We start from the raw sequence: 22161 nt of genomic DNA, 5'->3' as shown, positions 1-22161 counted from the left end.
ACGTCGTGGCGAGGTCTTCGAGGGTCAGCCCGAAGTGCGCTGCACCGTGAGCTTCATGCGGTCGTCATAGGCCTGGTAATTGGCGTTGATCTTGTCCCAGCCGTCCATGGTGATGATCTGGAACATCTTGTGATAGTCCTCGTTCGACTTGGGATAGTTCGATCCCCAGTGCTCGGGAACGGTCACGTCCTTGCGCGCCATGAAGATCATGGACTTGGCGAGGAAGCGGTCCTGCGTTTCCTTCTCCAGCATGTAGTTGAGGAAGAGGTCGGCGAGGTCGTTGTGCTTCGTGCCGCGCACCTTGAAGTACCAGTCGGCCCAGGCGGAGGCTCCCTCCTGGGGAAGTGCCGCGAGATATTCGCCGGGGCTTTCGGTGAGGAAGGTGTAGACGTCGGAGGAATAGCTCATCGCCGCGTCGGCCTCTTCCTGGTTGAGGAGGTTCGCCTGCTCAGCGCCATCCTTGTACCAGCGCGCCACCTTGAGCTGGTCGAGCTTGGCGAAGAGCGGCTCCGCCGTCGCCATGTCGTACATCTCGTCGAGGCCCGGGCTGGTCTTGTCCATCACGGCGGGGACCGAGAGCGTCCACCACCATGCGGCGCTGTCGGAGGTCACCTTGCCGGCGAGCTTCTCGTCCCACAGCAGCTGCCAGCTCGTCGGCTCGAGGCCGAGCTTCTTGCGGACGAGCAGCATGCAGGTGCCGCCGCCGAAGGGGATGCCGAACTCCTTCGCCTTGTCGGGGCGCGTTTCATAGAACCAGGGGTAGACGGCCTCGAGATTGGGAATCTTGGAGCGGTCGGTCTTGAGATAGAGGTTCTCGGCGAGGCCGGCGGAGGAGATGTACTCTTCGGCCACGGTCACGTCGAAGGGCGGGTTGTCGGCAGGGGCGGCCTTGATCTGGCTGACGATCTGGTCCCAGCCGCCGACGGTTTCGGCCTTGGTGCCGTACTTCGCGTTGAACGGATCGATCACCGTCTCGCGGAACACCTGCTCGTAATTGCCCGACCACGACACCGCGATCAGGCTTTCGCCTTCGAAGGCCGCCTTGGCGGTGGAAATCGCCGCGCGCCCGATGATCGCCGGTGCGGCGAGCGCGGTTGCTCCCAGCGCCGCGCCCTTGATGAAGCGCCGGCGGTCGAACTTATGCATATTCGGCATAGGATTGTCCTCCCTGGACAGTTGATACAGTTCTTGCCTAATCCCCCTGAACTGGATGATCATCTAATCAAACAAGTTTCGAAGCGGTCAAGGATTTTCGCTCGCCGAAGGTGCAGACAGGGATGCGCCGGCCGGCTCGTCCTGAGGGCCGGGAGCGAGGTGGAATGAGCGTCGAGGCCCAGCGCGGCTCCAACATCCGGATCTGGGCTTCGCTTGCCGTAGCGGGAAGCGGGGCGATGTGGGGCGGCTTCTGGCTGCCGCTGCGCTGGCTCGAGGAGCAGGGCCTCGGCGGCGCCTGGGTGAGCGTCATCTTCTTCGCCGTGGCCGCCGTCTCCCCGCTGCCGTGGATGCTGCGGCGGAGCGCCTGGGAAGGCTTCGGAACGCAGCTCGTCAACGGCGCGCTTCTGGGTCTCGCCTTCACGCTCTACACCGTGAGCCTGGTGCTGACGGATGTGATCAACGCCATTCTCCTGTTCTACCTGACGCCGGTGTGGAGCACGCTCGCCGGCATCGTGCTGCTCGGGGAACGCCTCTCGTTGAGCCGCGGGCTGGCCATGCTCTTCGGCTTCGGCGGCATGGTGTTCATCCTGGGCTTCGATCACGGCCTGCCTCTTCCGCGCAACGCCGGAGACTGGCTGGCGCTGCTCAGCGGCATGCTGTGGGCGGCGGGCACGCTCCGGAGCTTCCTCAAGCCCTCCCGCGGCGTCTCGCTGCCGGTCCTGACCTTCTGCATCGGCGGGCTCTGCGGTTCGGGTGCGGTGGTGGCGCTGGCGGCCCTGATCGGCTCTCCCATCGCGGCGATCGGCAATCTCGGGGTGGGCCTGCCCTGGGCGGTGCTTTTCGCGCTGATCTTCTTCGTGCCTCCCAATTTCCTCGTCCTCTGGGCAGCCCAGCGCATCGATTCCGGCCGGGTCGGCATCCTGCTGATGACCGAGGTGCTGGCCGGTGCCGTCACCGCCGCCCTGTTCTCCGGCGAGCCCTTCGGCCTCATGGAACTCGCCGGCACGGCGCTGATCCTCTGCGCGGGCCTCGTCGAGGTGCTGGGCCGGCGCTAGGCGTTCGCCGTCTCGTGCCGTTCGTTCCGCGGGTCGGGAATGAGGCCCTCGATGCGCGCCCCCTTGGCCTCGAGGATGGGGCGCAGCTCATTGAAGGCCGCCTCGTAGCGGTAATAGGGAATGGCCGGCAGCATGTGGTGGATCAGATGGTAGTTCTGGCCCTGCAGCAGGAAATTGGCGAAGGGGAAGAGCGAGACGCGGGTGTTGCGGTAGCGCCCCGTCTCGTGATGGTCGTGGTGCGGCGTCCAGGTGAAGAAGGTGAGCATCACCGTCTGGCCGATCCACCATGGCACGAACCACAGGAACAGCACCTCCTTCCAGTAGCCCGCCGCCAGCAGCCCGAGCAGCGCCGCCCAGTAGGCGGAGAAGCTCAGCGCGGTGTAGGCGATCTCCCGGTTGGTGCAGTTGAAGCGCCTGCAGTCGCGGTATTGCTGCACCGGATTGAAATAGTTGATGAGCGCCACCGGAAGCCTCAGGAACACCCAGCCGGGGAAGCTGCCGCGGGCATAGATGTCGGGGTCGGTCTCCTCGTTGGTGTGGGCGTGGTGCGCCATGTGCTGGCGCTTGTGCTGGTGGTAGTTGAGCCACAGCGGCACGCAGGCCACGATGCCCGCCGCCGTGTCGAGCCAGCGCAGCTCCTTGCGCCGCGAGCTGATGTTGGCGTGCACCGCCTCGTGCACCACCGTGTAGAGCGCGTAGATGAAGACGGTGTTGGCGATGAAGCCCGCCCACATCGGAATGATTCCCATCACCGTGAGCGCCGTCGCCGCGAGGAACAGCGCGAAAAGCTCGATCTCCAGCAGCAGCGTTCGGCCGCCGAAGTCGGGCGTGTGCCGGCGGCCGATCTCGGCCTCCTGGCGAACGGTCGAAGCCATCTGGTCCATCGGCAGCCTCCGTAACCAAAAAATTGGATGATCATCCAATAAGGCCTGAGGCGGGCTCCGTCAAGTGCGGAAATCACGTGTCGGGAGGGGCGAACAGGCAGTAGATGCCACCCTGCACGTTGTCGCGCCGGTAGGTCATCAGGCAGATGTGGTAGTTGCCGTCCTCGGAAGGCTGGATGCGGTCCCAGGTGACGATGGCATCGATGGGCGCCACCGAGAAGGGATTGATCTTGCGCGTCTCCTCGATGGAAAGCCGGATGCGGTAGCCCTCGGGCTCCGCGGTGAGAACGTCCCTGCTCACCACCAGCATGCCGCAGTCGGTTCCCCCGCAGCAGGCGAAGCCATAGACCGGATCGCTCTTGTAGGCATACCAGCCATGGGCGTGGACCGGAGCGCCCATGCCGAGCGCGGCCAGAAGCACGGCGGAAGCGGAAGCGAGTTTCTTCATGGGGCGGGTCTTTCGCAACGGGAACTGTGACCGAAAGCCCGCCGACGGCCTCCTGCAGACGCCTCAACGCGGCGCTTTCCGCGAGGGTTCCAAACTGCACGTTTGAGGCCGCTCCCCGATCGCTCCGCTGTGGCATTTCGGCGTCACCTCCAGCCTGGCACAAACTTGGCTCCCTAGCTTGCCCTCAGATCAATCGAGGAGCCGGAGCAATGACTCTTGTGCGCGCCACCATCGTCAAGCCGGGCCCCGCCCGATGACCGAAGCGGCCGGCATCACCGTGCTGACGCTGAAGCCGTCGCTCGACCTCACCGCCATCGAGGAACTGCTGCGCGATCTCAGGAAAGCGCGCAACACCGCCGTGGTGCTCGAGGCGGGCGCCGTCACCCGCGTGTCGACCATCGCGCTCCAGGCCCTCCTGTCGGCATGGGTCACGTGGAAGTCCGATGGCCATGACTTCCATGTCGCTTCCTCCTCCCCGGCCCTGCTCGACGCGGCCAGCCTCCTCGGCTTTCCGCCGGACTTTCTTCAAGGCGAAGGACTCTCCTCATGACAGTGACCATCCTGACCGTCGATGACTCCCGGACCATGCGCGACATGCTGCGCATGGCGCTCGTGGACGCCGGCTTCCGTGTCGTCCAGGCCGAGGACGGCCTGCACGGCCTCGACGTCCTGCGCAGCGAGACGCCGCAGGTCGTCATCACCGACATCAACATGCCGCGCATGGACGGCTTCGGCTTCATCGAGGCCGTGCGGCAGGACCAGAAATACCGCGCCGTGCCCATTCTCGTGCTCACCACCGAGAGCGACGAGGAGAAGAAGATGCGGGCCCGCCGCGCCGGCGCCACGGGCTGGATCGTCAAGCCCTTCGATCCCGCAAAGCTCATCGCCGCCATCCGGCGCGTGGCCGCCTGAGGGAGAATCGCTTCATGGATGCGATGGCCGAGATCAGGCTGACCTTCTTCCAGGAATGCGAGGAGCAGCTCGCAGCGCTGGAGAACGGCCTCCTGAGCATGCAGGAGGGCAATGCCGATCCGGATACCGTGAACGCTGTGTTCCGCGCCGTGCATTCGATCAAGGGCGGCGCGGGCGCCTTCAAGCTCCACGCGCTCGTGAGCTTCGCCCATGTCTTCGAGACGGCACTCGACCGGGTGCGCTCCGGCGAGCTCACGCCGGACGCCGATGCGATGAAGCTCTTCCTGCGCGCCGCCGACGGCCTCTCCGACCTCGTGGCGGCGAGCCGCGAAGGCGAGATCGGCGACACCGCGCCCTATGCCGCCCTCGAGGAGGAGTTCAACGCGCTGATCGGCGGCGGCAAGGCTGAGGAGGACGACCTCGCGGGGCTCGATTTCGAGGTGGTCACCACTGCCTTCGACGATGCGCCGGCCGCGCCTCCGGCACCCGCCCTCAACGTCTTCCACATCAGGTTCAGGCCGCTTCGCGAGCTCTTCGCCAAGGCCAATGACCCGATCGCGCTGTTCCGCGAGCTCTCCCGCCTCGGGCAGGTGACGAGCCACTGCGAACTCAAGAACCTTCCCTTCCTCGACACCATCGAACCGGAGGAGAGCTACCTCTCCTGGGATCTCAGGCTCGAGACGGCGAGCGAAATCGCGGCGGTGAAGGAGGTCTTCGACTTCGTCGACGGCGACTGCGACCTGTCGATCGAGGCCGAGGCACCGGCCGCACCGCCCGCCCCGGAAGAGAGCGCGGCCGAACTCGACATCGTGTCGATCATGAAGAAGGTCGAGGAGGAGGCACCCGGAATCGCCGCCGTCAAGGCTGCCGCGCTCGCCGCGAGCGCCGCCGCGCCGGAGTCGGGCGAGCCCGGCGCCAGGCCTGCGAGGGCGGCGGTCCAGCCGACGATCCGCGTCGATCTCGACCGCGTCGACCGCCTCATCAACCTGGTGGGCGAGCTGGTCATCAACCAGGCCATGCTCACCCAGCGCGTCCTCCACTCGAGCCACGTGCGCGACCGGGAGGTGACGAGCAGCCTCGAGGAACTCGAGCGGCTCACCCGCGAGATCCAGGAAAGCGTCATGGCGATCCGCGCCCAGCCGGTGCGGCCCTTGTTCCAGCGCATGTCGCGCATCGTGCGCGAGGTGGCGGACGCCACCGGCAAGGACGTGCGCCTGCGCACTGACGGGGAGGCGACCGAGGTCGACAAGACCGTGGTCGAACTCCTCGCCGATCCGCTGACCCACATGATCCGCAACGCCGTGGACCACGGGCTCGAGGGCCCGGAGCAGCGCATGGCGCTCGGCAAGCCGCCCGAGGGAACCGTGCGGCTCGCCGCCGCCCACCGCTCCGGCCGGGTGATCATCGAGGTGAGCGACGACGGGGCCGGCATCAACCGCCCGCGCGTCCTGCAGAAGGCCATCGCCAACGGCCTCGTCGCACCCGATGCGCAGCTGAGCGACGGGGAGATCGACAACCTTCTCTTCCTTCCGGGATTTTCCACCGCCCAGACCGTCTCCAACATCTCCGGCCGCGGCGTCGGCATGGACGTGGTGAAGCGCTCGATCCAGGCCTTGGGCGGCCGGATCTCGATCGCCTCCTCGCCGGGCCAGGGTTCCACCTTCACCCTGAGCCTGCCGCTGACGCTCGCGGTCCTCGACGGCATCGTCGTCTCGGTGGACGAGCAGACCTTCGTCATCCCGCTCACCGCCATCGTCGAGACGGTGAAGCATGAATCCTCCCGCATCCATCACATGGGCGAGCATTCCTTCGTGCTCAGGGTGCGCGACGTGCTCGTGCCGCTGATCGATGTGGGCGCCGAACTCGGCGTCAGGCCGCGTTCGGGCGAGGTGACGCAGGGCGTCGCCATCCTCATCGAGACGGCCAACGGCACCCGCAGCGCGCTCCTCGTCGACAATATCCAGGACCAGCGCCAGGTCGTTATCAAGAGCCTCGAGACCAATTACCGGCGCGTCGACGGAATCGCCGCGGCCACCATCCTGGGCGACGGGCGCGTGGCCATGATCCTCGACGTCGATGCGCTGGTGGGCCTCCGCCACCACGACCGCAGCCCGGCCGAGATCCCGTTTGCAAAAGCGAGCTGACAACCATGATCGAGAAATCCCCCCACGACCTTGCCCACGAGGCCGAATTCGTCGCCTTCCGCGCCGGCGGCCTGGAGTTCTGCATCAATATCATGTCGGTACGCGAAATCCGCGGCTGGACGCCGGCCACCGCCATCCCGCGCGCGCCCTCCTACATCCGCGGCGTCATCAACCTGCGCGGCGTCGTGCTGCCGATCGTCGACCTCGGCGTCAGGCTGGGCCTGCCGGGCACCGAGCCCACCGCGCGCCACGTCATCATCGTGGCGCAGGTCGGCGACCGCGCCGCCGGCCTCCTGGTCGACTCCGTCTCGGACATCCTCTCGGTCGAGGATTCGAGCATCCAGCCGACGCCGGACGTGGCCTCCAACCTCGCCCGCACCTTCGTGCGCGGCGTCATCGCCATGGACGGCCGGATGATCTCGGTGATCACGCTTGACTATGTCCTGCCGGCCATGGAGCTCGAAGCCGCATGAAGCCTGGTGCTGCGACTTACAGCCTTCCGGCGAAGCCGCAGCCGTTGCCGGCGGGTGAGTTCGGGTTCGAGAAGGAAGATTTCCAGTTCATCGCCACCACCCTCTACGAGGATGCGGGCATCCACCTGCCGCCCACCAAGGCGAACCTCGTCTACTCTCGGCTCACCAAGCGGCTGCGCAAGCTCGGCCTCGAGAGCTTCCGGGACTACTGCGCGCTGGTCGGCTCGGAAGAGGGTTCGGAGGAGCGCGCGCAGATGATCGCGGCGCTCACCACCAACGTCACGCGATTCTTCCGCGAGCCTCACCATTTCGATCACCTCAAGTCGCGCCTGGTGTTGCCGCTCATCAGCGAGATCAAGACGGGGCGGAGGTTCCGCGTCTGGTCGGCGGGGTGCTCGAGCGGGCAGGAGCCTTACTCGGTCGTGCTGTCGGTGCTCTCGCTGCTGCCCGAGGCGCGCTCGCACAATGTCCGGGTGCTGGCCACCGACATCAATCCCTACGTGCTCGAAACGGCGCGCAAGGGCGTCTATTCGGCCGAGGAATCGGCGAGCGTTCCGGCCGAGCTGAAGCGCAGCTGGATGGACCCCGCACCGGGCGGCGCCCACCGCCTCGATGAAGGCGCGCGCGCACTCGTCACCTTCCGCCAGCTCAATCTCATGGGCGCCTGGCCGATGAGCGGCCCGTTCGACGCCGTCTTCTGCCGCAACGTGGTGATCTATTTCGACGAGAAGACGCAGATGCGCCTGCTGAGCCGCATGGCCAGCCTCATCCGGCCCGGGGGCTATCTCTATCTCGGCCACTCGGAGCGCCTCATCGGAGCGGCGGAGGCGTTCTTCAAGATCGATGGAACAACTGTCTACCGCAAGCTCGGAGGAACAACGCCATGAGCAGGATCAAGGTGCTCGTCGTCGACGACTCTCCCACCATGCGCCAGCTCGTGACACGGGTGCTGGAGGACGACCCGGAGATCGACGTCGTCGGCTCCGCCCGGTCGGCCCAGCAGGCGCGCGAGCTGATCAAGCTGCTCGACCCGGACGTCATGACGCTCGACGTGGAGATGCCCGAGATGGACGGCCTCTCCTTCCTCGAGCGCGTCATGCGCCTCAGGCCCATGCCGGTGGTCATGGTCTCCTCGATGACGGCGCGTGGAACCGACACGGCGGTGGCGGCGCTGGCGCTCGGTGCCGTCGACTGCGTGGTGAAGCCGACGGCCCAGAACCCCCGGAGCTTCGAGGAGCTTCCCGAGAAGGTGAAGGTCGCCTCGAAGGTGCGGCGCCGGAAACCCCAGGCCCCAGCCGCCGATTACGCGCCGCGTCCCTCCGGCCCCTATGAGCCCGACGGCAAGCTCGTGGCGATCGGCTCGTCGACCGGCGGCGTGGAGGCGCTGATCTCGATCCTCAGCAGGTTTCCCGAGAACTGCCCGCCTACCGTCGTCACCCAGCACATGCCGCCCGTCTTCACCAAGAACCTGGCCGACCGCCTCGACAAGCTCTGCGCCCCCTCGGTGCAGGAGGCGACGATCGGCGCGCCGCTCCGCCCGGGGATCGTCTACATCGCGCCGGGCGGCGATCTTCATCTCGAGGTCGCCGGGCGGACCACCTTCGCCTGCGCGCTCAAGCCCGGCGTGCTCGTCAACGGCCATTGCCCCTCGGTCGACCGGCTCTTCTCCTCCATGGCGCGCGCCGTGGGCCCGCGCGCCATCGGCGTGCTGCTCACCGGCATGGGCCGCGACGGCGCCCAGGGCCTGCTCGACATGCGCCAGGCGGGTGCCCGCACCTTCGCCCAGGACGAGGCGACCTCCGTCGTCTACGGCATGCCGAGGGCTGCCATGGAGCTGGGCGCGGTCGAGTCGCAATACCCTCTCGAGCGGATGGGCCATGTCATCATCGAAGCGACGGCCAACAGGAATTAGCGGAGCCTTTCATGCCCTACATGCAGCACCTGAGGGTGATGGTCGTCGACGACACGTCGGTGAGCCGGATGCTCCTCGTCGACAGCCTGAACGAGATCGGCATCAAGAACATCGTTCTCGCGGGCGATGGCGAACAGGCGCTCCAGTCGATGATGGCGAATCCCTGCCACATCGTGTTCTCCGACATGAACATGCCGAAGCTGAACGGGCTGCAGCTGCTCAAGGCGCTGCGCGAGTTCGGGCCCACGCGCCAGTGCTGCTTCATCCTCGTCACCGGCAAGGGTGACCGCGCCATGATCGAGGAGGGCAAGAAATTCGGCCTCAACAACTTCCTCGCCAAGCCCTTCACCTCCGCCACGCTGAAGGCGGCGATCGAGGCGGTGGTCGGCAAACTGGTCTGAGCGGCAGTCAATGGACATTCAGCGCATCAATATCGTTCAGGGCGAATATCACGTGAGCGGCGAGCCCAACCTCGCCATCACCACGCTGCTCGGCTCCTGCGTGGCGGCCTGCATCAACGATCCGGTGGCGAAGGTGGGCGGCATGAACCACTTCCTGCTGCCGGGCGAGGACACCTCCTCGCCGCTCGTGGCGCGCCACGGCGTCTATCTCATGGAGCTGCTGATCAACGGACTTCTCAAGCTCGGCGCCGGCCGCCACCGGCTGGAAGCCAAGCTCTTCGGCGGCGCGCGCACGATGCAGGGCCTCGGCGACTATGGCGCGGAGAACGCCCGCTTCGCCCAGGAATTCCTGCGCCGCGAAGGGATCGCCGTGGTGGGCGGAAGCCTCGGGGGCGAAATCGGCCGCCGCATCCAGTTCTGGCCGGCGACGGGGAGGGTGCGCCAGAAGCTGGCGCGCGCCACCGAGGAGGCGCCGCGCTTCCCGGCCGCAAGTCTTCCCGATGCGGGCGGCGACCTGGAGCTTTTCTGACATGGCCGTTCCCGGGCACAGGATTCCGCAGCTCAGCATGCCCGAACTCCTCGAGCAGCTTGCGAGAGAGCTCGCCGCCCTGCAGGCGATGGTGGCCGAGATGGAGGGTGCCGTCGACGACATGATCGAGCGTCAGTCCGGCATGCTGGATTCGCGCAGCATCCGCAATCTCCAGCTCCTCGACATCCTGAGCCAGACGCTTGCAGCACTCTCGGCCTTCGCGGGGCTCACCGCCAGCCTCTCCTCGGCCGACTGGCGCGTCGATGCGGGGGCGGCGACGGCGGGGCTCAAGCTCGCCAGCCTCGCCCAGCGGCTGGCGCGCGGCGCGGTGCGCGAGGAAGAGGAGACCGCCGACGCCTACGAGCTCTTCGGCGACTAGCCCCGGATCAGATCCAGCCCCCGTCGACGACGTATTGCTGGTTGGTGCAGGCGGAGGCTTCCTCGGACGCGAGGAAGACGGTGAAGCGCGCCACCTCGTCCGGCATGATCTTGCGCTTCAGGCACTGGCGCTGCTCGAGCTCCCTCAGCGCCTCGGGCGTCAGCCACTTGTCGATCTGGCGCTGTGTCATGATCCAGCCCGGCGCGATGGCGTTGACGCGGATGTTGTAGGGCCCGTAGTCGCGCGCCAGCGAGCGCGTGAGGCCGAGCACGGCCGACTTGCAGGCGGTATAGGCCGCCATGCCGCCCTGTCCGATCATCCAGGAGATCGAGCCGAAGTTGACGATCACGCCCTGGCGCGCCTCCTGCATGCCGGGCAGCACCGCCTGCGCGGCGAAGAACTGGTGCTTGAGGTTCACCGCGATCCGCTCGTCCCAGTATTCCGGTGTCACTTCCGGCGTGGCGTGGCGCTCGTCATGGGCGGCGTTGTTGATGAGCACCTCGACTGGCCCGAGCGCCGCTGCGATGCGGGCTATGGCAGCGCGCAGCGCCGCGATGTCGCGCAGGTCGGCATGTTCGAAGCGCACGCGGTGGCCTTTTCCCGCGAGCTCGTCCGCCAGCGCCTCCGAGGCCTCGCGCGCGATGTCGATGAAGGCCACCTTGCAGTTCTGTTCGGCGAAGCGCCGCACGATCGCCTCGCCGATTCCCGATCCGCCGCCGGTGACGAGCACCACCTTCCCCGCGAGATCGCCGTAGATTGCCGCCATGTCCTTCTCCCGTTTGTTCCCATGCGCCTCAGGCGGCGAGCTGGCGGGTCTTTTCCACCAGCACGCGCGCGATCACGTCGAAGGCGCCGAACTGCGCGATCATGCGCTGCCGCCCCAGCTCGAGCGCCGCCTCCTCGCCGTGCTTGTCGGCCTCGCCGAGTTCCAGCCGGAGGTTGATGCCGCCCGACTGGCGCGAGGAGAAATGCCACGTGTTGCCGCCGGGATTGCACTCGATGAAGTGCAGCCGGCCGGTCTTCGCCTCGCGCAGCATGTCGATCGCCAGCAGCGGGACCTCGGCGAACGCTCTGCCGACGGCGCGGGCCATGTCCAGCACGTCGGGCAGGGCGTGCCAGGCCCTCCGCCGCTCGGCGGACTGGATGGCGATGTTGGCGGAGGCGAGCACCTCGTCGCTCGCCTCGAGCGGCGGGCGCGGCGTGGTGAGCTTCCCCTCCACGGCATAGATCGGTTCGCCGAAGAAGGTGATCACCCTGTTCCAGGCGGGATGCTCGCCCGTGTCGATGAATCTCTGGACGATGTAGCCCTCCGCGTCCCGGTGGATGAGGTGGGATTTCGGAAAGTCGGCGAGGCGCATCTGTTCGAGGCGGCGGCGGCGGAACAGCTGGATGCCCTCGCCGCTCGAGGTGAGGCTCATCGGCTTGATGATGACGTAGTCGCCGAACAGGATCGGATCGAGCTTCATGCCCGGCCGGAAGGGCAAGGCCGGCGGCGTGGCGATTCCCGCGGCGCGGGCCATCGCCGCCTGGGTGAACTTGTCGATGGCCTGGTTCCGCAGGATGGGTCCGCGCCGGATCACCGTGCCGAAGGCGCTCGTCAGCGCCACGGTGAGGGCGGGCCTTTCCCAGGCCGACTCCGGCAGCGGCGCCGTCATTTGCACCGGAACGCAATAGACGGTGATCGCGGGATCGCGCGCGAACACCTTTTCCGCGATCTCCTCGAAATCGCGCTGGTACTCGGGGCCCCGGTGAATCAGGATGAGGTTCAGTCTGTCCATGCGGAATTTCGAGGGCGGATGCCGTTCTGCGGCCCCCGAAGGCCCTGCCTAGTCCGGGCCTCCGCCCGGGTCAAGGCTGGGAAGGAGAGGAACCGCGGCCCGGGCGAGGGCCGCGTCCTTCGCGTGCTGGTGCGTCAGTCGTTGCGGTAGTCGTCGTACTGCTCGTCGTACCGGCTGTCATAGCCGGAGCCGCCCGAACCGGTGCCGCTGCCGCCGGAGTTGGACCCGTAGCTGTCGCGGCTGTCATAGCTGCGGTTGCGGTCGTAGTCGGAGGAGCGGTCGCTGCCGTCGAAGCCCGGCACCGCGTTGCGCCCGGACCGGCTCTGCCGGTCCTGGTAGTACCAGTTGGGATCGTTGCGGCGGCTGTCGTAGCTGTCGTAGGAGCCGGAACGGTCGTCATACCGCTCGGAGTCCCAGCTCCGGTCAGAGCCGGAACCGCGCTGGCCGCGATCATAGCCGAACCGGTCCATCATGTAGGGGTGCCATGGGTGATGCCAGCCCATGCCCATGCCCCAGCCAGGACCCCAGCCCATGCCCATCTGGCCCATTCCCATGCCCATGCGGTCGGCCGGGAAGCAGGCGAATGAGCCGGGCCCGCCCATCGGGCCGGGAGCCGGGCTGACGCAGAACATGTTGCCCTGCATGCCGCCCATGCCCTGACCCCACTGCCCGCCATAACCCTGGGCAGACCCCTGCCCGCCCGAGCCGCCATAGATGTTGGGGTTGGGCGACTGCGCCGTACCCGTCGAACCGGAGGTGCCGCCCGTGCCGGTGTCGGTCGTGCCCGAGGTGGTGCCGGTTCCACTTGTCGTGCTGCTGCCGGAGGTCGTGCCGGTGGAACTGCTGCCGGAGGTCGTGCCGGTAGTGCTGCTGCCGGTGGTTCCGGTGCCTGTGGTTCCGGTGGTCGTGTCGGATTCCGTGGAGGGCGTAACGGTCGTGCCGCTGCCGCTCGTGGTGTCGGTCGAGGTGCCGGTCGACTGTGCAAAGGCACCGGTGGCCAGAGCGGTCGAGGCGGCGAATGCCAGTAAGAGACTCGTCTTCATCGTCATTCTCCTGGTTGGGTGGTGATCTGCCTGCCCGCGGGAAGGCGCAAGGCATGGCGAGGGGCCGGGCCTCGCGAAGCCTCCTGACAGAACACGGCTCCAACCGGGGAGTTCCGGTCTTTCCCGAACGAAAACGGCCCCCGCCAAGGGGGGCCGCATCTCGATTGCCGTGGAGAAACGGCGCGCGCCTGGCGGGAACTCAGGCGAGCTTCAGCACCACCCGGCCCACGATCCTGCCCTGGCGCATCTCCTCGAGCACGGCGTTGATATCTTCCAGTGCCGCCGTGCGGATCGTCGCCTTGACGAGGCCGTTGGCGGCAAAGGCCACCGCCTCGTTGAGGTCGAGCCTGGTGCCGACATTGGAGCCCCGCACCGAAAGCTCCCAGTTGGTGATGGCGGAGATCGAGGCGCGGATCTCGTCCGCCTTGCCGCCCGGAAGCCCGATGTAGGTGACGGTGCCCGCTGGCCTCAGCATCAGGATCGCCTGCTCGAAGGCCTTGCTGGCGACCGCCGTGACCACTGCCGCGTGCGCCCCGCCGATCTTCTCCTGCACCGCCGCCACGGGATCGGTCTCGGCCCCGTTCACCACCACCTCGGCGCCGAGCGATTTCGCCAGCGCGAGCTTTTCGGGAGCGACATCCACCGCCGCAACCCGAAGCCCCATGGCGCGGGCATATTGCACCGCGATGTGGCCCAGCCCGCCGATGCCGACGATCGCCACCCACTGGCCGGGCCTGGCCATGCTGCGCTTCAGCCCGCGGTAGGTGGTGACACCGGCGCACAGGATGGGCGCCATGGCGTAAGGGTCCGTTCCCGCCGGAAGCCTTCCCACGAAGGCGGCCGGCGCCACCATGTATTCGGCATAGCCGCCGGGCTTGGTATAGCCCGTGGCCTCGCCCGCCTTGCAGATCGTCTCCATGCCGGCGAGGCAGAACTCGCACTGGCCGCAGGAGGAATACATCCACGGCACGCCCACCTCGTCACCTGCCTTGAAACCGCTGACGCCGGGCCCGACCTTTTCCACCTTGCCCGCCACCTCGTGGCCGGGAATGAGCGGGATCACCGGCGGCGGCGTCCAGTCGCCGTCGACCGCGTGGAGGTCGCTGTGGCAGACGCCGCAGGCCGTCACCTTGATGAGAAGATCGCCGTGGCCGGGCTCCGGCACCGGCACCTGCTCGATGCGGAGCGGCGTCTTGAGCGCGTGCAGAACGGCGGCTTTCATCGTCTTGGTCATGAAGGAAGTCCTCGTTGTCGTCCGATTGAGCATAGATTTCCGCGGCCCGATGTGGCCATATCCCCAAAGCGATAAGGACAGAGATGCCGACACGACCGTCGAACAAGCTCCTGCTGCTCGGGCACTGGAGCAGGGGGATCGCCGAGATCGCCGCCGCCCAGAGGACGCCGCGGTTCATCCCCGCTCTGCTCGCCAGCGTGAAGCGGCTGGTCGACTTCGACTTCATGATGGTCTTCGCCTATTCGGGAACGGCGCGTCCCATGATCCTGGGCGACACGCTCGACGCCCCGCGCCACCGCATCATCGCGGAGGACTATGCCGGCGGGCCCTTCCTGCTCGATCCCTTCTTCCGCCTGGTCGAGGAGGGCCGCCGCTCCGGCTGCTACCGTCTCCATGACGTGGCGCCCGACCATTTCCGCCGCAGCGAGTATTTCCGCGTCCACTACAGCCGCACCGGCATCGGCGAGGAGATCGGCATTTTCTTCGACATGGGCCAAGGCCTCACCGGCGTCACCTCCTTCGGCCGCTGGGACGACTCTCCCCGGCTCACCCGCGCCGATCTCGACATCCTGCGCGCCCTCGAGCCGGCGGTCGCCGCCCTCTGTGCCGGCCACTGGATGAGCCTGCATGGCGGCCGCCTGCGGAGCCCCCTCCCGGAGCGCGGCACGCATCCCCGCTTCGGGGCGCTGACGCTGCGCGAGCGCGAGATCGTCACCATGATCCTCCGGGGCCACTCGACGGAATCGATCGCCATGCAGCTCGGCATCAGCCCCGGCACGGTGAAGATCCACCGCAAGAACATCTACCGGAAGATGAAGGTCTCGACCCAGGCGGAACTCTTCGCCGCCTTCCTCGGGCTCGCCGCTCCGTCGCAGGCGGGCCCCGCCTATTCCCCCGGGGATATGGAAGAGGCCCCCGGAATACCGCAGTTTCGAAACTCGTCGCGATAATCGGAGGAAACCCCATGTCGAAGAACGTCTCGAAGAGCTGGTACAGCGACCTGCCGCACTATTACCAGAACCAGATCCGGGCCATGGGCCTCGACGAGGCGGGCCTCGCCCGGCGCCGCGTGCTGAAGGGCATGGCCGGTGTCGCGGGCGCTGCCGTGCTCGGCCTTTCCTCCTCACGCCAGGCGCAGGCCGCCACGCAGATGACCTACATGTGCTGGGAAGGCTACAACGACCCGCGCATCATCGATCCCTTCAGCAAGGCGAACGACGCCGAGATCAGCTTCGACCTGATCGTCGACAGCCCCGGCGGCTTCGCCAAGCTCCAGGCCGGCGCCTCGCGCGAGGTGGACATCGTCTCGAGCGACATGCCCTGGATCACCCGCATGGGCCCTGCGGGCCTCGCCCTCGAGCTCAACCCCGAGGACTATGCCGAGGTCTATGCGACCTTCTACGACCAGTTCAAGCCGCCCTTCGAGCCGCTGCTCACCGACGGCAAGACGATCGGCGTCGCCACCCGCTGGGGCTGGGTGGGGCCCTGCGTCAACACCGACGTCACCAAGCCCGAGGCCTGGAAGACCTATGACCCGGTCTTCGACCCCGCCAACAAGGACAAGATCTGCGTCATGGACTGGGGCGACTGGCCGATCCTGCCGATGGCGCTCCACGCCGGCATCAATCCCTACGAGGAGCTCGACCAGGCGGCCCTGGACGAGGTGCGGAAAGTGCTGCGCGCCATGTTCAAGAACACCCGCACGCTGGTGGGCGACCTGACCCAGGCGCAGAAGGGCCTGCTCGACGGCTCGCTCCTCGGCTGCATCGGTGCGGGCTCATACCTCACCTCTGCCGTGAGGAAGCAGGGCCACAAGAACATCCTCGCCCTCGTGCCGGACCCCAAGAACGGCCTGAAGCAGGGCATCATCTGGGTCGAGGCCACCGCCATCCTCAAGGAAACGGATCAGCCCGAACTCGCCCAGAAGCTTCTGAAGCACGTCGTCTCGAAGGAGTCCGGCCACATCCTCTCGCTGCTCGACACCACCTGCAACGTCGTCACCAACAAGGCGGTGGAGGAACTCTACACGCCGGAGGAGCGCGACATCCTGCAGATGGACTACATGTGGCACGCCTACGACAATTCCCAGATGCACCGCATCGCGCCCAACATCGACGAGATGCTGGCGATCTGGCAGGAAGAGCTCGCCGCCGCGCAGTAACCAGAACAAGGCAGCGGGCCGGGTGTGCTGCTGGGCGCGCCCGGCCCGGGCCTCCATAACCATCACGAGCGCATGACCGCCCCGATCCTCGAGATTACCGACGTCCACAAGTCCTATGGCGGCTACCCGGCGCTGAAGGGCGTTTCGCTCGCCGTCAGGCCCGGCGAGTTCATCGCCCTCGTGGGACCCTCCGGCTGCGGCAAGACCACGCTCCTGAAGCAGGTTGCAGGCTTCGAGGACACGACCTCCGGCTCGATCCGCATCGAGGGCCAGGACATGGCGGGCGTCCCGGCGGCACTCCGGCCCACCTCCATGGTGTTCCAGAAGCTCGCGCTCTTCCCGCACATGACGGTGGCGCAGAACATCGGCTTCCCGCTCAAGCTGCGCAAGGCGGAGCCTTCCGCCATTGCCGCCAAGGTGGACGAGATGATCCGCCTCATGGAGCTGAAGCCCGAATATCTCACGCGCTATCCGCGCGCCCTCTCGGGCGGCGAGCAGCAGCGCGTGGCTCTCGCGCGCTCGATGATCTCCTCGCCCAAGCTCCTGCTCCTCGACGAGCCGCTCTCGGCACTCGACGTGAAGCTCAAGAAGGTGCTGCAGGCCGAGCTGAAGCGGCTGCACCGCTCGGTGGGCGTCACCTTCGTCCATGTCACGCACGATCTCGAGGAGGCGATGATGCTCGCGGACCGCATCTGCGTGATGCGGACGGGAAAGATCCTGCAGCTCGGCGAGCCCGCCGACATCTACTATCGCCCGGCCGATCCCTTCGTCGCGGGCTTCATCGGCGAGACCAACCTGCTGCCCGTCACAGTGACCGCGAGGGATGACCAGCGCGTCGCCTACCGGAGCGAGGAGGTCGAGGACCGCGACGGCACCGTTCCGGCAGCCATGGCGGCCGAGGGCGTGGGCCCGGGCCCCGCGCTGATGATGGTGCGCCCCGAACTGATCCGCCGCTGCCGCGAGGGCGAGGAGATGGCGTGCGCGCTTCCCGCCACCATCACCGAGCTTTTCACCAAGGGCGGCACGGTGCAGTACCGCGCGCGCACGCCGAAGGGCCAGGAACTCGCCGTCGAGATCCAGGGCACCTCCGAGCTTCCCATGAAGCTCGGCGAGGCCGTCCGGCTCGGCTGGGAAAAGAAAGACATCTGGCTCCTCGAGCCCGGGGAGGCCTGAGACGGTGGAGAGCGAGGTTGCCAGAAGCTGGCGCGACCCGGAGCTCTGGGTGAAGGCGCTGCCCAGCGTTCTCCTGCAGACGACCTGCTTCCTGGCGCCGCTGCTGATGACCTTCGTTCTCACCTTCCAGCGCACCAGGGATTTCCAGCTGCGCTGGACCTGGGACCTCTACACCTGGACGGACGTCTTCTCGAAGCCGCATTACTGGACGATCCTCGGCCACACGCTGGTGATGGCGGTGGCCTGCGTCGTGATCTGCCTCGTGCTGGCCTTTCCCATCGCCTATGGGCTCGCCACGCGCTTCAGGAGCTACGACAACGAGATCAAGGTTCTCATCACATTCGCCTTCATCACCGACGCGACGCTGAAGACCTTCGGCTGGGTGCTGTTCCTCGACAAGAACGGCGCGGCCAATTACCTCCTGGCCCATCTCGGCTTCCCGCCCGACACGGTGTCGTTCCTCTTCACCGACTGGGCGACGCTCCTGGGCATGGTCTACAATCTCCTGCCCTTCGCCATCTTCACGATCTATCTCTCGATCGACAACATCGACCGCTCGCTGATCCTCGCCGCCTACGATGCAGGGGCGGGCAAGTTCCGCGCCTTCTGGGAGGTGACGCTGCCGCTCTCCAAGCCCGGCATCTGGGCCGGAAGCGTGCTGATCTTCCTCCTGGGCGTGGGCGTCTTCCTCGAGCCCAAGGTGCTGGGCGGCGGCAAGTCGCCCATGTCGGCGGAACTGATCCGGCAAACCTTCGAGACGCGCGTCAACTGGCCCCTCGGGGCGGCGCTGACGCTGGTCTTGATGGTAGTCGCCGTCTTCGTGGTGCTGCTCTTCACGCGCGTCGCGGGAATGCGGAGGGCAGCGCTGTGAGCCACCGCCTCGAGGCCTGGATCGCCGACGTCATCCTCTACGGCGCCATGGCCGCCGCGCTCCTCTTCTTCTATGTGCCGATCTTCACGCTGATCGCCTTCTCCTTCCAGGAGGGCCGCTTCCTCACGCTGCCTTTCGAGGGCGTCTCCCTCAAATGGTACGGCGAACTGTTCCGCAGCGGGCCGGCACTCACCGCGCTGTGGAACTCGACCGTCATCGCCGTCGTCGCCATGCTGCTGGCCACCGCCATCGGCACCATGGCGGCGATCGTCGCCGTGCGCTACCGCTTCCGCGGCAGGCGCGCGTTCCAGGGGCTTGCTGGCGCGCCTCTCGCCTTCCCGCAACTTCTCCTCGGCATCGTGTTGCTGCTGTGGTTCTCCGTGCTCGGCCGCTGGTTCGGCTTCAACACCGGTGTCCTCACCGCCATCATCGGCCACGTCGTCTACATCGCGCCCTTCGCCATGGTGATCGTGGCCGTGCAGGTTTACAATTTCGATCCGGTTCTGGAGGACGCCGCGCGCGACTGCGGCGCCACCACCTGGGAGGTCTACCGCCACGTGACGATCCCGCTTCTGTGGCCGGGCATCTTCTCCGCCGCGATCTTCGCCTTCCTGCTGAGCTGGGGAAACTTCTACATCACCTACAGCCTCGCCGGCTCGACGCGCACCATCCCCACCTTCATCTTCAGCGGCATCGCGGTCGGCTCCTCGCCGCTCTATCCGGCGATCGCCACGGTGGTCTTCGTGCCTGGCATATTGCTGGTGATCCTCGCCAACCGCCTGAGGCTCCGCGCCGGGTCCGCCTAGGAAAGCGAAGAGCCGCCCGAAGGCGGCTCCCGTTGCTTGTCAAGCTGTGCCCGCCCGTTACGTGGCGATCCACCAGCGCTCGGCGATCTTGAGGCCGTCGTTCTCCCAGTTGGGCGCCACCTCGCCATGGCCGAGCCGCTTCGAGGCCGCGGTGATGAAGTTGTTGAAGACCAGCACGATGTTGCCGTTGTCGTCGTGGTTGATCTGCTGCATCTCGGCATACATGGCCGCGCGCTTGGCCGTGTCGGTTTCCGCACGGGCCTGGACGAGGAGCTCGTTGAAGCGCGGGTTGTTCCAGTAGGTATCGTTCCACGCCGCGCCCGCGGCATAGGTCGTGGTGAACATCCAGTCCGCCGTGGCCCGGCCGCTCCAGTAGGAGGCGCACCAGGGCTTCTTGAGCCAGACGTTGTCCCAGTAGGAATCGGAAGGCTCGCGGATGATGTTCACGTTGATTCCGCACTTGGCGGCGGACTCGCGGATCAGCGAGGCCGCGTCGACGGCGCCGGCGAAGGCGGCGTCCGACACCGAGAGGTCGACGCTCAGCGTCTCGAGCCCGGCCTTCTTGAGGTGCTCCTTCGCCTTCTCCGGGTTGAACTCGAAGACGGGCTCCGGGTTGATCGCATATTTGATCGAGGGGGCGAGCGGGTTGTCGTTCGCCACGGTGGCGTGGCCGAGGAAGATCTTGTCGGCGATCTCCTTGCGGTTGATCGCCCACTTGATGGCGAGCCGCACGTCCTTGTTGTCGAAGGGCGCGATCGTGACGTTCATCGGCAGCGTGTAGTGGCCGTAGCCGGCGATCTCGGTGATCTCGATGTCCGGGTTGGCCTTCAGCATGTCGAGCGTCTTGAGGTCGGCGCGGCCGATGTAGTCGACCTCGCCCGCCAGCAGCGCATTGGTGCGCGCCCCCACGTCGGTGATGGCGAGGAACTGGACCTCGTCGAGGTAGGGCTTGCCGGACTTGTAGTAGTTCGGGTTCTTCTTGAGCCGGGCGGAGATGCCGGGCTCGAAGCTCTCGAACACGAAGGCGCCGGTGCGCACGCCCGACTGCCAGTCGGCCTTGCCGTCCTTGGCGGGCATGATCGGCAGGTGATAGTCGCTCACCACGTAGGGGAAGTCGGCGTTGCCGGCATTGAGCGTGAAGACCACGGTGTCCGGACCGTCGGCCTTGATGTCGGTGATCGATTCGAGGAGCGACTTCGCCGCCGACTTCGAATCCTCGCCGCGGTGGTGCTGGATCGAGGCGATGACATCCTCCGGGCTCACCGTCTTGCCGTCGTGGAAGGTGGCGCCCTTGCGGATCTTGAAAACCCAGCGCTTGGCGCCGTCGGCGGGCTCGAAGCTCTCGGCGAGGTCCGGCTGGATCTCGCCCTTGGCGTCCACCTCGGTGAGGCTGTTCGACATGGCGCCCCAGAAGGCGGTCTGGGTGAAGGTGTCGGGCCAGCTCGCCGGGTCCAGCGTGTCGGTGGCAGAGCCGTGCGCCATTCCGAACTTGGCCGAACCGCCGGACTTGGGCTGCGCCCGCGCCGTGCTCGAGTAGAGCGAGGTGGCGCCGGCAGCCGTCATGCCGGAGGCGATCGCCAGCTGCACGAACTCGCGCCGGGTGATCCGGCCGCTGCCGATCATCGCCATCGCCCGGTTGAGCTTGTCTTTCTGTTCGCTCATGTAGTCCTCCCTGGAAAAAATTTCCTCGTGCACGCTATCAATCAAGCGCGCGGTGCGAAAGCTGAGAGCCGCCGAATTCTGGCAGATGAGCGACCTCGGCTCTACCGGGGAGCCCGCGAATAACATAGCAAAACGTGCATGAAAGTGAGACGCGCAACCGCTGACTGATGCAATCTCCGCGCTGGCTTGACGCAGGTCAATGCAACCTGCCTTCATTTGGTCTAATTCCTGCGCTAGGAATGAAATCCGAAAGGGGGCGGGCATGGGACGGTTCTTCCGCTTTGCAGCGATCTTCGCACTGGCGACCTGGCTCATCGGCGGCCTGGCGGGAGCTCAGGAGGCCCAACCGGCGCCGGGCGCGCCCGAAGCCACCACCACGATCGCGGGTGACCGGCTTCCCGCGCTTCCCCCGCCATTCGGCGGCGTGATCAAGGAGCGCGGCAGCGACTCCAAGCCCTGGTGGCAGCCGCGCGTGGTGCCGCCCAGGGGCGCGCCAAACGTCCTCCTGATCCTCACCGACGACCAGGGCTATGGCGTCTCCGGCACTTTCGGCGGCGTCATCCCGACCCCGGCCATGGACGACATCGCGGCCCAGGGCCTGCGCTACACCCAGTTCCACTCCACCGCCCTGTGCTCGCCCACGCGCGCGGCGCTGCTTACCGGACGCAATCATCACTCCGCCGGATTCGGCATGGTGAGCGAGGGCTCGACCGGCTTTCCGGGCTACAATTCGGTGATCCCCCTCGACAAGGCGACGATCGCCACGACGCTGAAGCATCACGGCTATGCCACCTCGTGGTTTGGCAAGAACCACAACACGCCGGCCTTCCATCTGAGCGAGGCCGGGCCTTTCGACCAGTGGCCCTCCGGCATGGGCTTCGACTATTTCTACGGCTTCATGAGCGGCGAGACCAGCCAGTGGACGCCGTTCCTCTTCCAGGACCACAAGCAGATATTCCCATTCGTCGGCAAGCCCGGCTGGAACCTCACCACCGCCATGGCCGACGAGGCGATCGGCTACCTCCGCCAGATCAACGCCGCAGCGCCCGACCAGCCCTTCTTCATCCATTACGCGCCGGGCGGCACGCACTCGCCCCACCAGCCCACCCAGGAGTGGATCGACAGGATCCGCGCCATGAAG

At 66.8% G+C, this 22161-nt stretch carries 24 protein-coding genes; 16 read left to right on the top strand and 8 right to left on the bottom strand.

Annotated elements, in window-relative coordinates; genetic code table 11:
• Nucleotides 1-24 precede the first annotated feature (24 nt).
• Entirely contained in the window at nucleotides 25-1155 is a 1131-nt protein-coding gene (locus ACK4HL_RS16195) for a PotD/PotF family extracellular solute-binding protein (RefSeq protein WP_409762270.1), read from the bottom strand.
• A gap of 164 nt (nucleotides 1156-1319) precedes the next feature.
• Between ACK4HL_RS16195 and ACK4HL_RS16190 the strand changes: the two genes are divergently transcribed.
• The gene (locus ACK4HL_RS16190) at nucleotides 1320-2210 is read left to right on the top strand and encodes a DMT family transporter (protein ID WP_409762267.1); all 891 of its coding nucleotides are present in this window, start codon (nucleotides 1320-1322) and stop codon (nucleotides 2208-2210) included.
• Here ACK4HL_RS16190 and ACK4HL_RS16185 read toward each other — a convergent pair.
• Complete coding sequence (locus tag ACK4HL_RS16185; protein ID WP_409762264.1) at nucleotides 2207-3094, bottom strand: fatty acid desaturase; 888 nt, start codon at nucleotides 3092-3094, stop codon at nucleotides 2207-2209. The genes ACK4HL_RS16190 and ACK4HL_RS16185 overlap by 4 nt on opposite strands.
• 73 nt (nucleotides 3095-3167) lie before the next feature.
• Nucleotides 3168-3542, bottom strand: coding sequence for a hypothetical protein (locus ACK4HL_RS16180; protein ID WP_409762261.1), 375 nt, complete (start codon nucleotides 3540-3542; stop codon nucleotides 3168-3170).
• 253 nt (nucleotides 3543-3795) lie between these two features.
• Here ACK4HL_RS16180 and ACK4HL_RS16175 point away from each other — a divergent pair, with 253 nt between their 5' ends.
• The 9 genes from ACK4HL_RS16175 to ACK4HL_RS16135 are packed head-to-tail and all read left to right on the top strand — an operon-like array spanning nucleotide 3796 to nucleotide 10292.
• Entirely contained in the window at nucleotides 3796-4092 is a 297-nt protein-coding gene (locus tag ACK4HL_RS16175) for an STAS domain-containing protein (RefSeq protein WP_409762258.1), read from the top strand.
• Entirely contained in the window at nucleotides 4089-4454 is a 366-nt protein-coding gene (locus tag ACK4HL_RS16170) for a response regulator (RefSeq protein WP_409762255.1), read from the top strand. The genes ACK4HL_RS16175 and ACK4HL_RS16170 overlap by 4 nt, the downstream gene beginning before the upstream one ends.
• Nucleotides 4455-4468: 14 nt before the next feature.
• Entirely contained in the window at nucleotides 4469-6598 is a 2130-nt protein-coding gene (locus ACK4HL_RS16165; protein WP_409762252.1) for a chemotaxis protein CheA, read from the top strand.
• 5 nt (nucleotides 6599-6603) lie between these two features.
• Complete coding sequence (locus ACK4HL_RS16160) at nucleotides 6604-7071, top strand: chemotaxis protein CheW (protein ID WP_409762249.1); 468 nt, start codon at nucleotides 6604-6606, stop codon at nucleotides 7069-7071.
• Nucleotides 7068-7958 carry a CheR family methyltransferase gene (locus ACK4HL_RS16155; RefSeq protein ID WP_409762246.1) on the top strand — a complete coding sequence of 297 codons (891 nt, stop codon included), beginning with the start codon at nucleotides 7068-7070 and terminating at the stop codon, nucleotides 7956-7958. The genes ACK4HL_RS16160 and ACK4HL_RS16155 overlap by 4 nt, the downstream gene beginning before the upstream one ends.
• The gene (locus tag ACK4HL_RS16150) at nucleotides 7955-8983 is read left to right on the top strand and encodes a chemotaxis response regulator protein-glutamate methylesterase (RefSeq protein ID WP_409762243.1); all 1029 of its coding nucleotides are present in this window, start codon (nucleotides 7955-7957) and stop codon (nucleotides 8981-8983) included. The genes ACK4HL_RS16155 and ACK4HL_RS16150 overlap by 4 nt, the downstream gene beginning before the upstream one ends.
• 11 nt (nucleotides 8984-8994) lie before the next feature.
• Complete coding sequence (locus ACK4HL_RS16145) at nucleotides 8995-9384, top strand: response regulator (protein WP_409762239.1); 390 nt, start codon at nucleotides 8995-8997, stop codon at nucleotides 9382-9384.
• Between the two features lie 10 nt (nucleotides 9385-9394).
• Complete coding sequence (locus ACK4HL_RS16140) at nucleotides 9395-9913, top strand: chemotaxis protein CheD (protein ID WP_409762236.1); 519 nt, start codon at nucleotides 9395-9397, stop codon at nucleotides 9911-9913.
• Nucleotide 9914: 1 nt separating this feature from the next.
• A complete protein-coding gene (locus ACK4HL_RS16135) occupies nucleotides 9915-10292 on the top strand; it encodes a hypothetical protein (RefSeq protein ID WP_409762233.1) in 378 nt (125 codons plus the stop codon).
• Between the two features lie 7 nt (nucleotides 10293-10299).
• Here ACK4HL_RS16135 and ACK4HL_RS16130 read toward each other — a convergent pair whose 3' ends face one another.
• From ACK4HL_RS16130 to ACK4HL_RS16115, 4 genes are all read right to left on the bottom strand, one after another.
• A complete protein-coding gene (locus ACK4HL_RS16130; RefSeq protein ID WP_409762229.1) occupies nucleotides 10300-11058 on the bottom strand; it encodes an SDR family NAD(P)-dependent oxidoreductase in 759 nt (252 codons plus the stop codon).
• Nucleotides 11059-11086: 28 nt separating this feature from the next.
• Nucleotides 11087-12070 carry a hypothetical protein gene (locus ACK4HL_RS16125; protein WP_409762226.1) on the bottom strand — a complete coding sequence of 328 codons (984 nt, stop codon included), beginning with the start codon at nucleotides 12068-12070 and terminating at the stop codon, nucleotides 11087-11089.
• A 134-nt stretch (nucleotides 12071-12204) separates the two neighbouring features.
• The gene (locus ACK4HL_RS16120; protein ID WP_409762223.1) at nucleotides 12205-13113 is read right to left on the bottom strand and encodes a hypothetical protein; all 909 of its coding nucleotides are present in this window, start codon (nucleotides 13111-13113) and stop codon (nucleotides 12205-12207) included.
• Nucleotides 13114-13312: 199 nt separating this feature from the next.
• Entirely contained in the window at nucleotides 13313-14347 is a 1035-nt protein-coding gene (locus tag ACK4HL_RS16115) for a zinc-dependent alcohol dehydrogenase (protein WP_409762220.1), read from the bottom strand.
• A gap of 83 nt (nucleotides 14348-14430) precedes the next feature.
• Between ACK4HL_RS16115 and ACK4HL_RS16110 the strand changes: the two genes are divergently transcribed.
• The 5 genes from ACK4HL_RS16110 (at nucleotide 14431) to ACK4HL_RS16090 (ending at nucleotide 19358) form a co-directional block, all read left to right on the top strand.
• Entirely contained in the window at nucleotides 14431-15297 is an 867-nt protein-coding gene (locus ACK4HL_RS16110) for a helix-turn-helix transcriptional regulator (RefSeq protein WP_409762217.1), read from the top strand.
• 14 nt (nucleotides 15298-15311) lie between these two features.
• On the top strand, nucleotides 15312-16508 hold the full coding sequence (locus ACK4HL_RS16105) for a PotD/PotF family extracellular solute-binding protein (RefSeq protein WP_409762214.1): 1197 nt from the start codon (nucleotides 15312-15314) through the stop codon (nucleotides 16506-16508).
• Between the two features lie 72 nt (nucleotides 16509-16580).
• Nucleotides 16581-17681, top strand: a complete 1101-nt coding sequence (locus ACK4HL_RS16100) for an ABC transporter ATP-binding protein (RefSeq protein ID WP_409762211.1) — start codon at nucleotides 16581-16583, stop codon at nucleotides 17679-17681.
• Between the two features lie 4 nt (nucleotides 17682-17685).
• Entirely contained in the window at nucleotides 17686-18552 is an 867-nt protein-coding gene (locus tag ACK4HL_RS16095) for an ABC transporter permease (RefSeq protein WP_409762208.1), read from the top strand.
• Nucleotides 18549-19358: an ABC transporter permease gene (locus ACK4HL_RS16090; RefSeq protein ID WP_409762205.1), complete on the top strand. Its 810-nt coding sequence runs from the start codon at nucleotides 18549-18551 to the stop codon at nucleotides 19356-19358. The genes ACK4HL_RS16095 and ACK4HL_RS16090 overlap by 4 nt, the downstream gene beginning before the upstream one ends.
• 57 nt (nucleotides 19359-19415) lie before the next feature.
• Here ACK4HL_RS16090 and ACK4HL_RS16085 read toward each other — a convergent pair whose 3' ends face one another.
• Nucleotides 19416-21020, bottom strand: a complete 1605-nt coding sequence (locus ACK4HL_RS16085) for an ABC transporter substrate-binding protein (protein WP_409762202.1) — start codon at nucleotides 21018-21020, stop codon at nucleotides 19416-19418.
• Between the two features lie 262 nt (nucleotides 21021-21282).
• Here ACK4HL_RS16085 and ACK4HL_RS16080 point away from each other — a divergent pair.
• The coding region (locus ACK4HL_RS16080; protein WP_409762199.1) for a sulfatase-like hydrolase/transferase at nucleotides 21283-22161 on the top strand (879 nt) is incomplete at its 3' end.

Origin of the sequence: Aestuariivirga sp. (assembly GCF_046294715.1) — a bacterium.
Classification (GTDB): Bacteria; Pseudomonadota; Alphaproteobacteria; order Rhizobiales; family Aestuariivirgaceae; genus Aestuariivirga.
The sequence above is the reverse complement of the archived record's forward strand: the minus strand, read 5'-3'. Positions and strand labels throughout refer to the sequence as shown.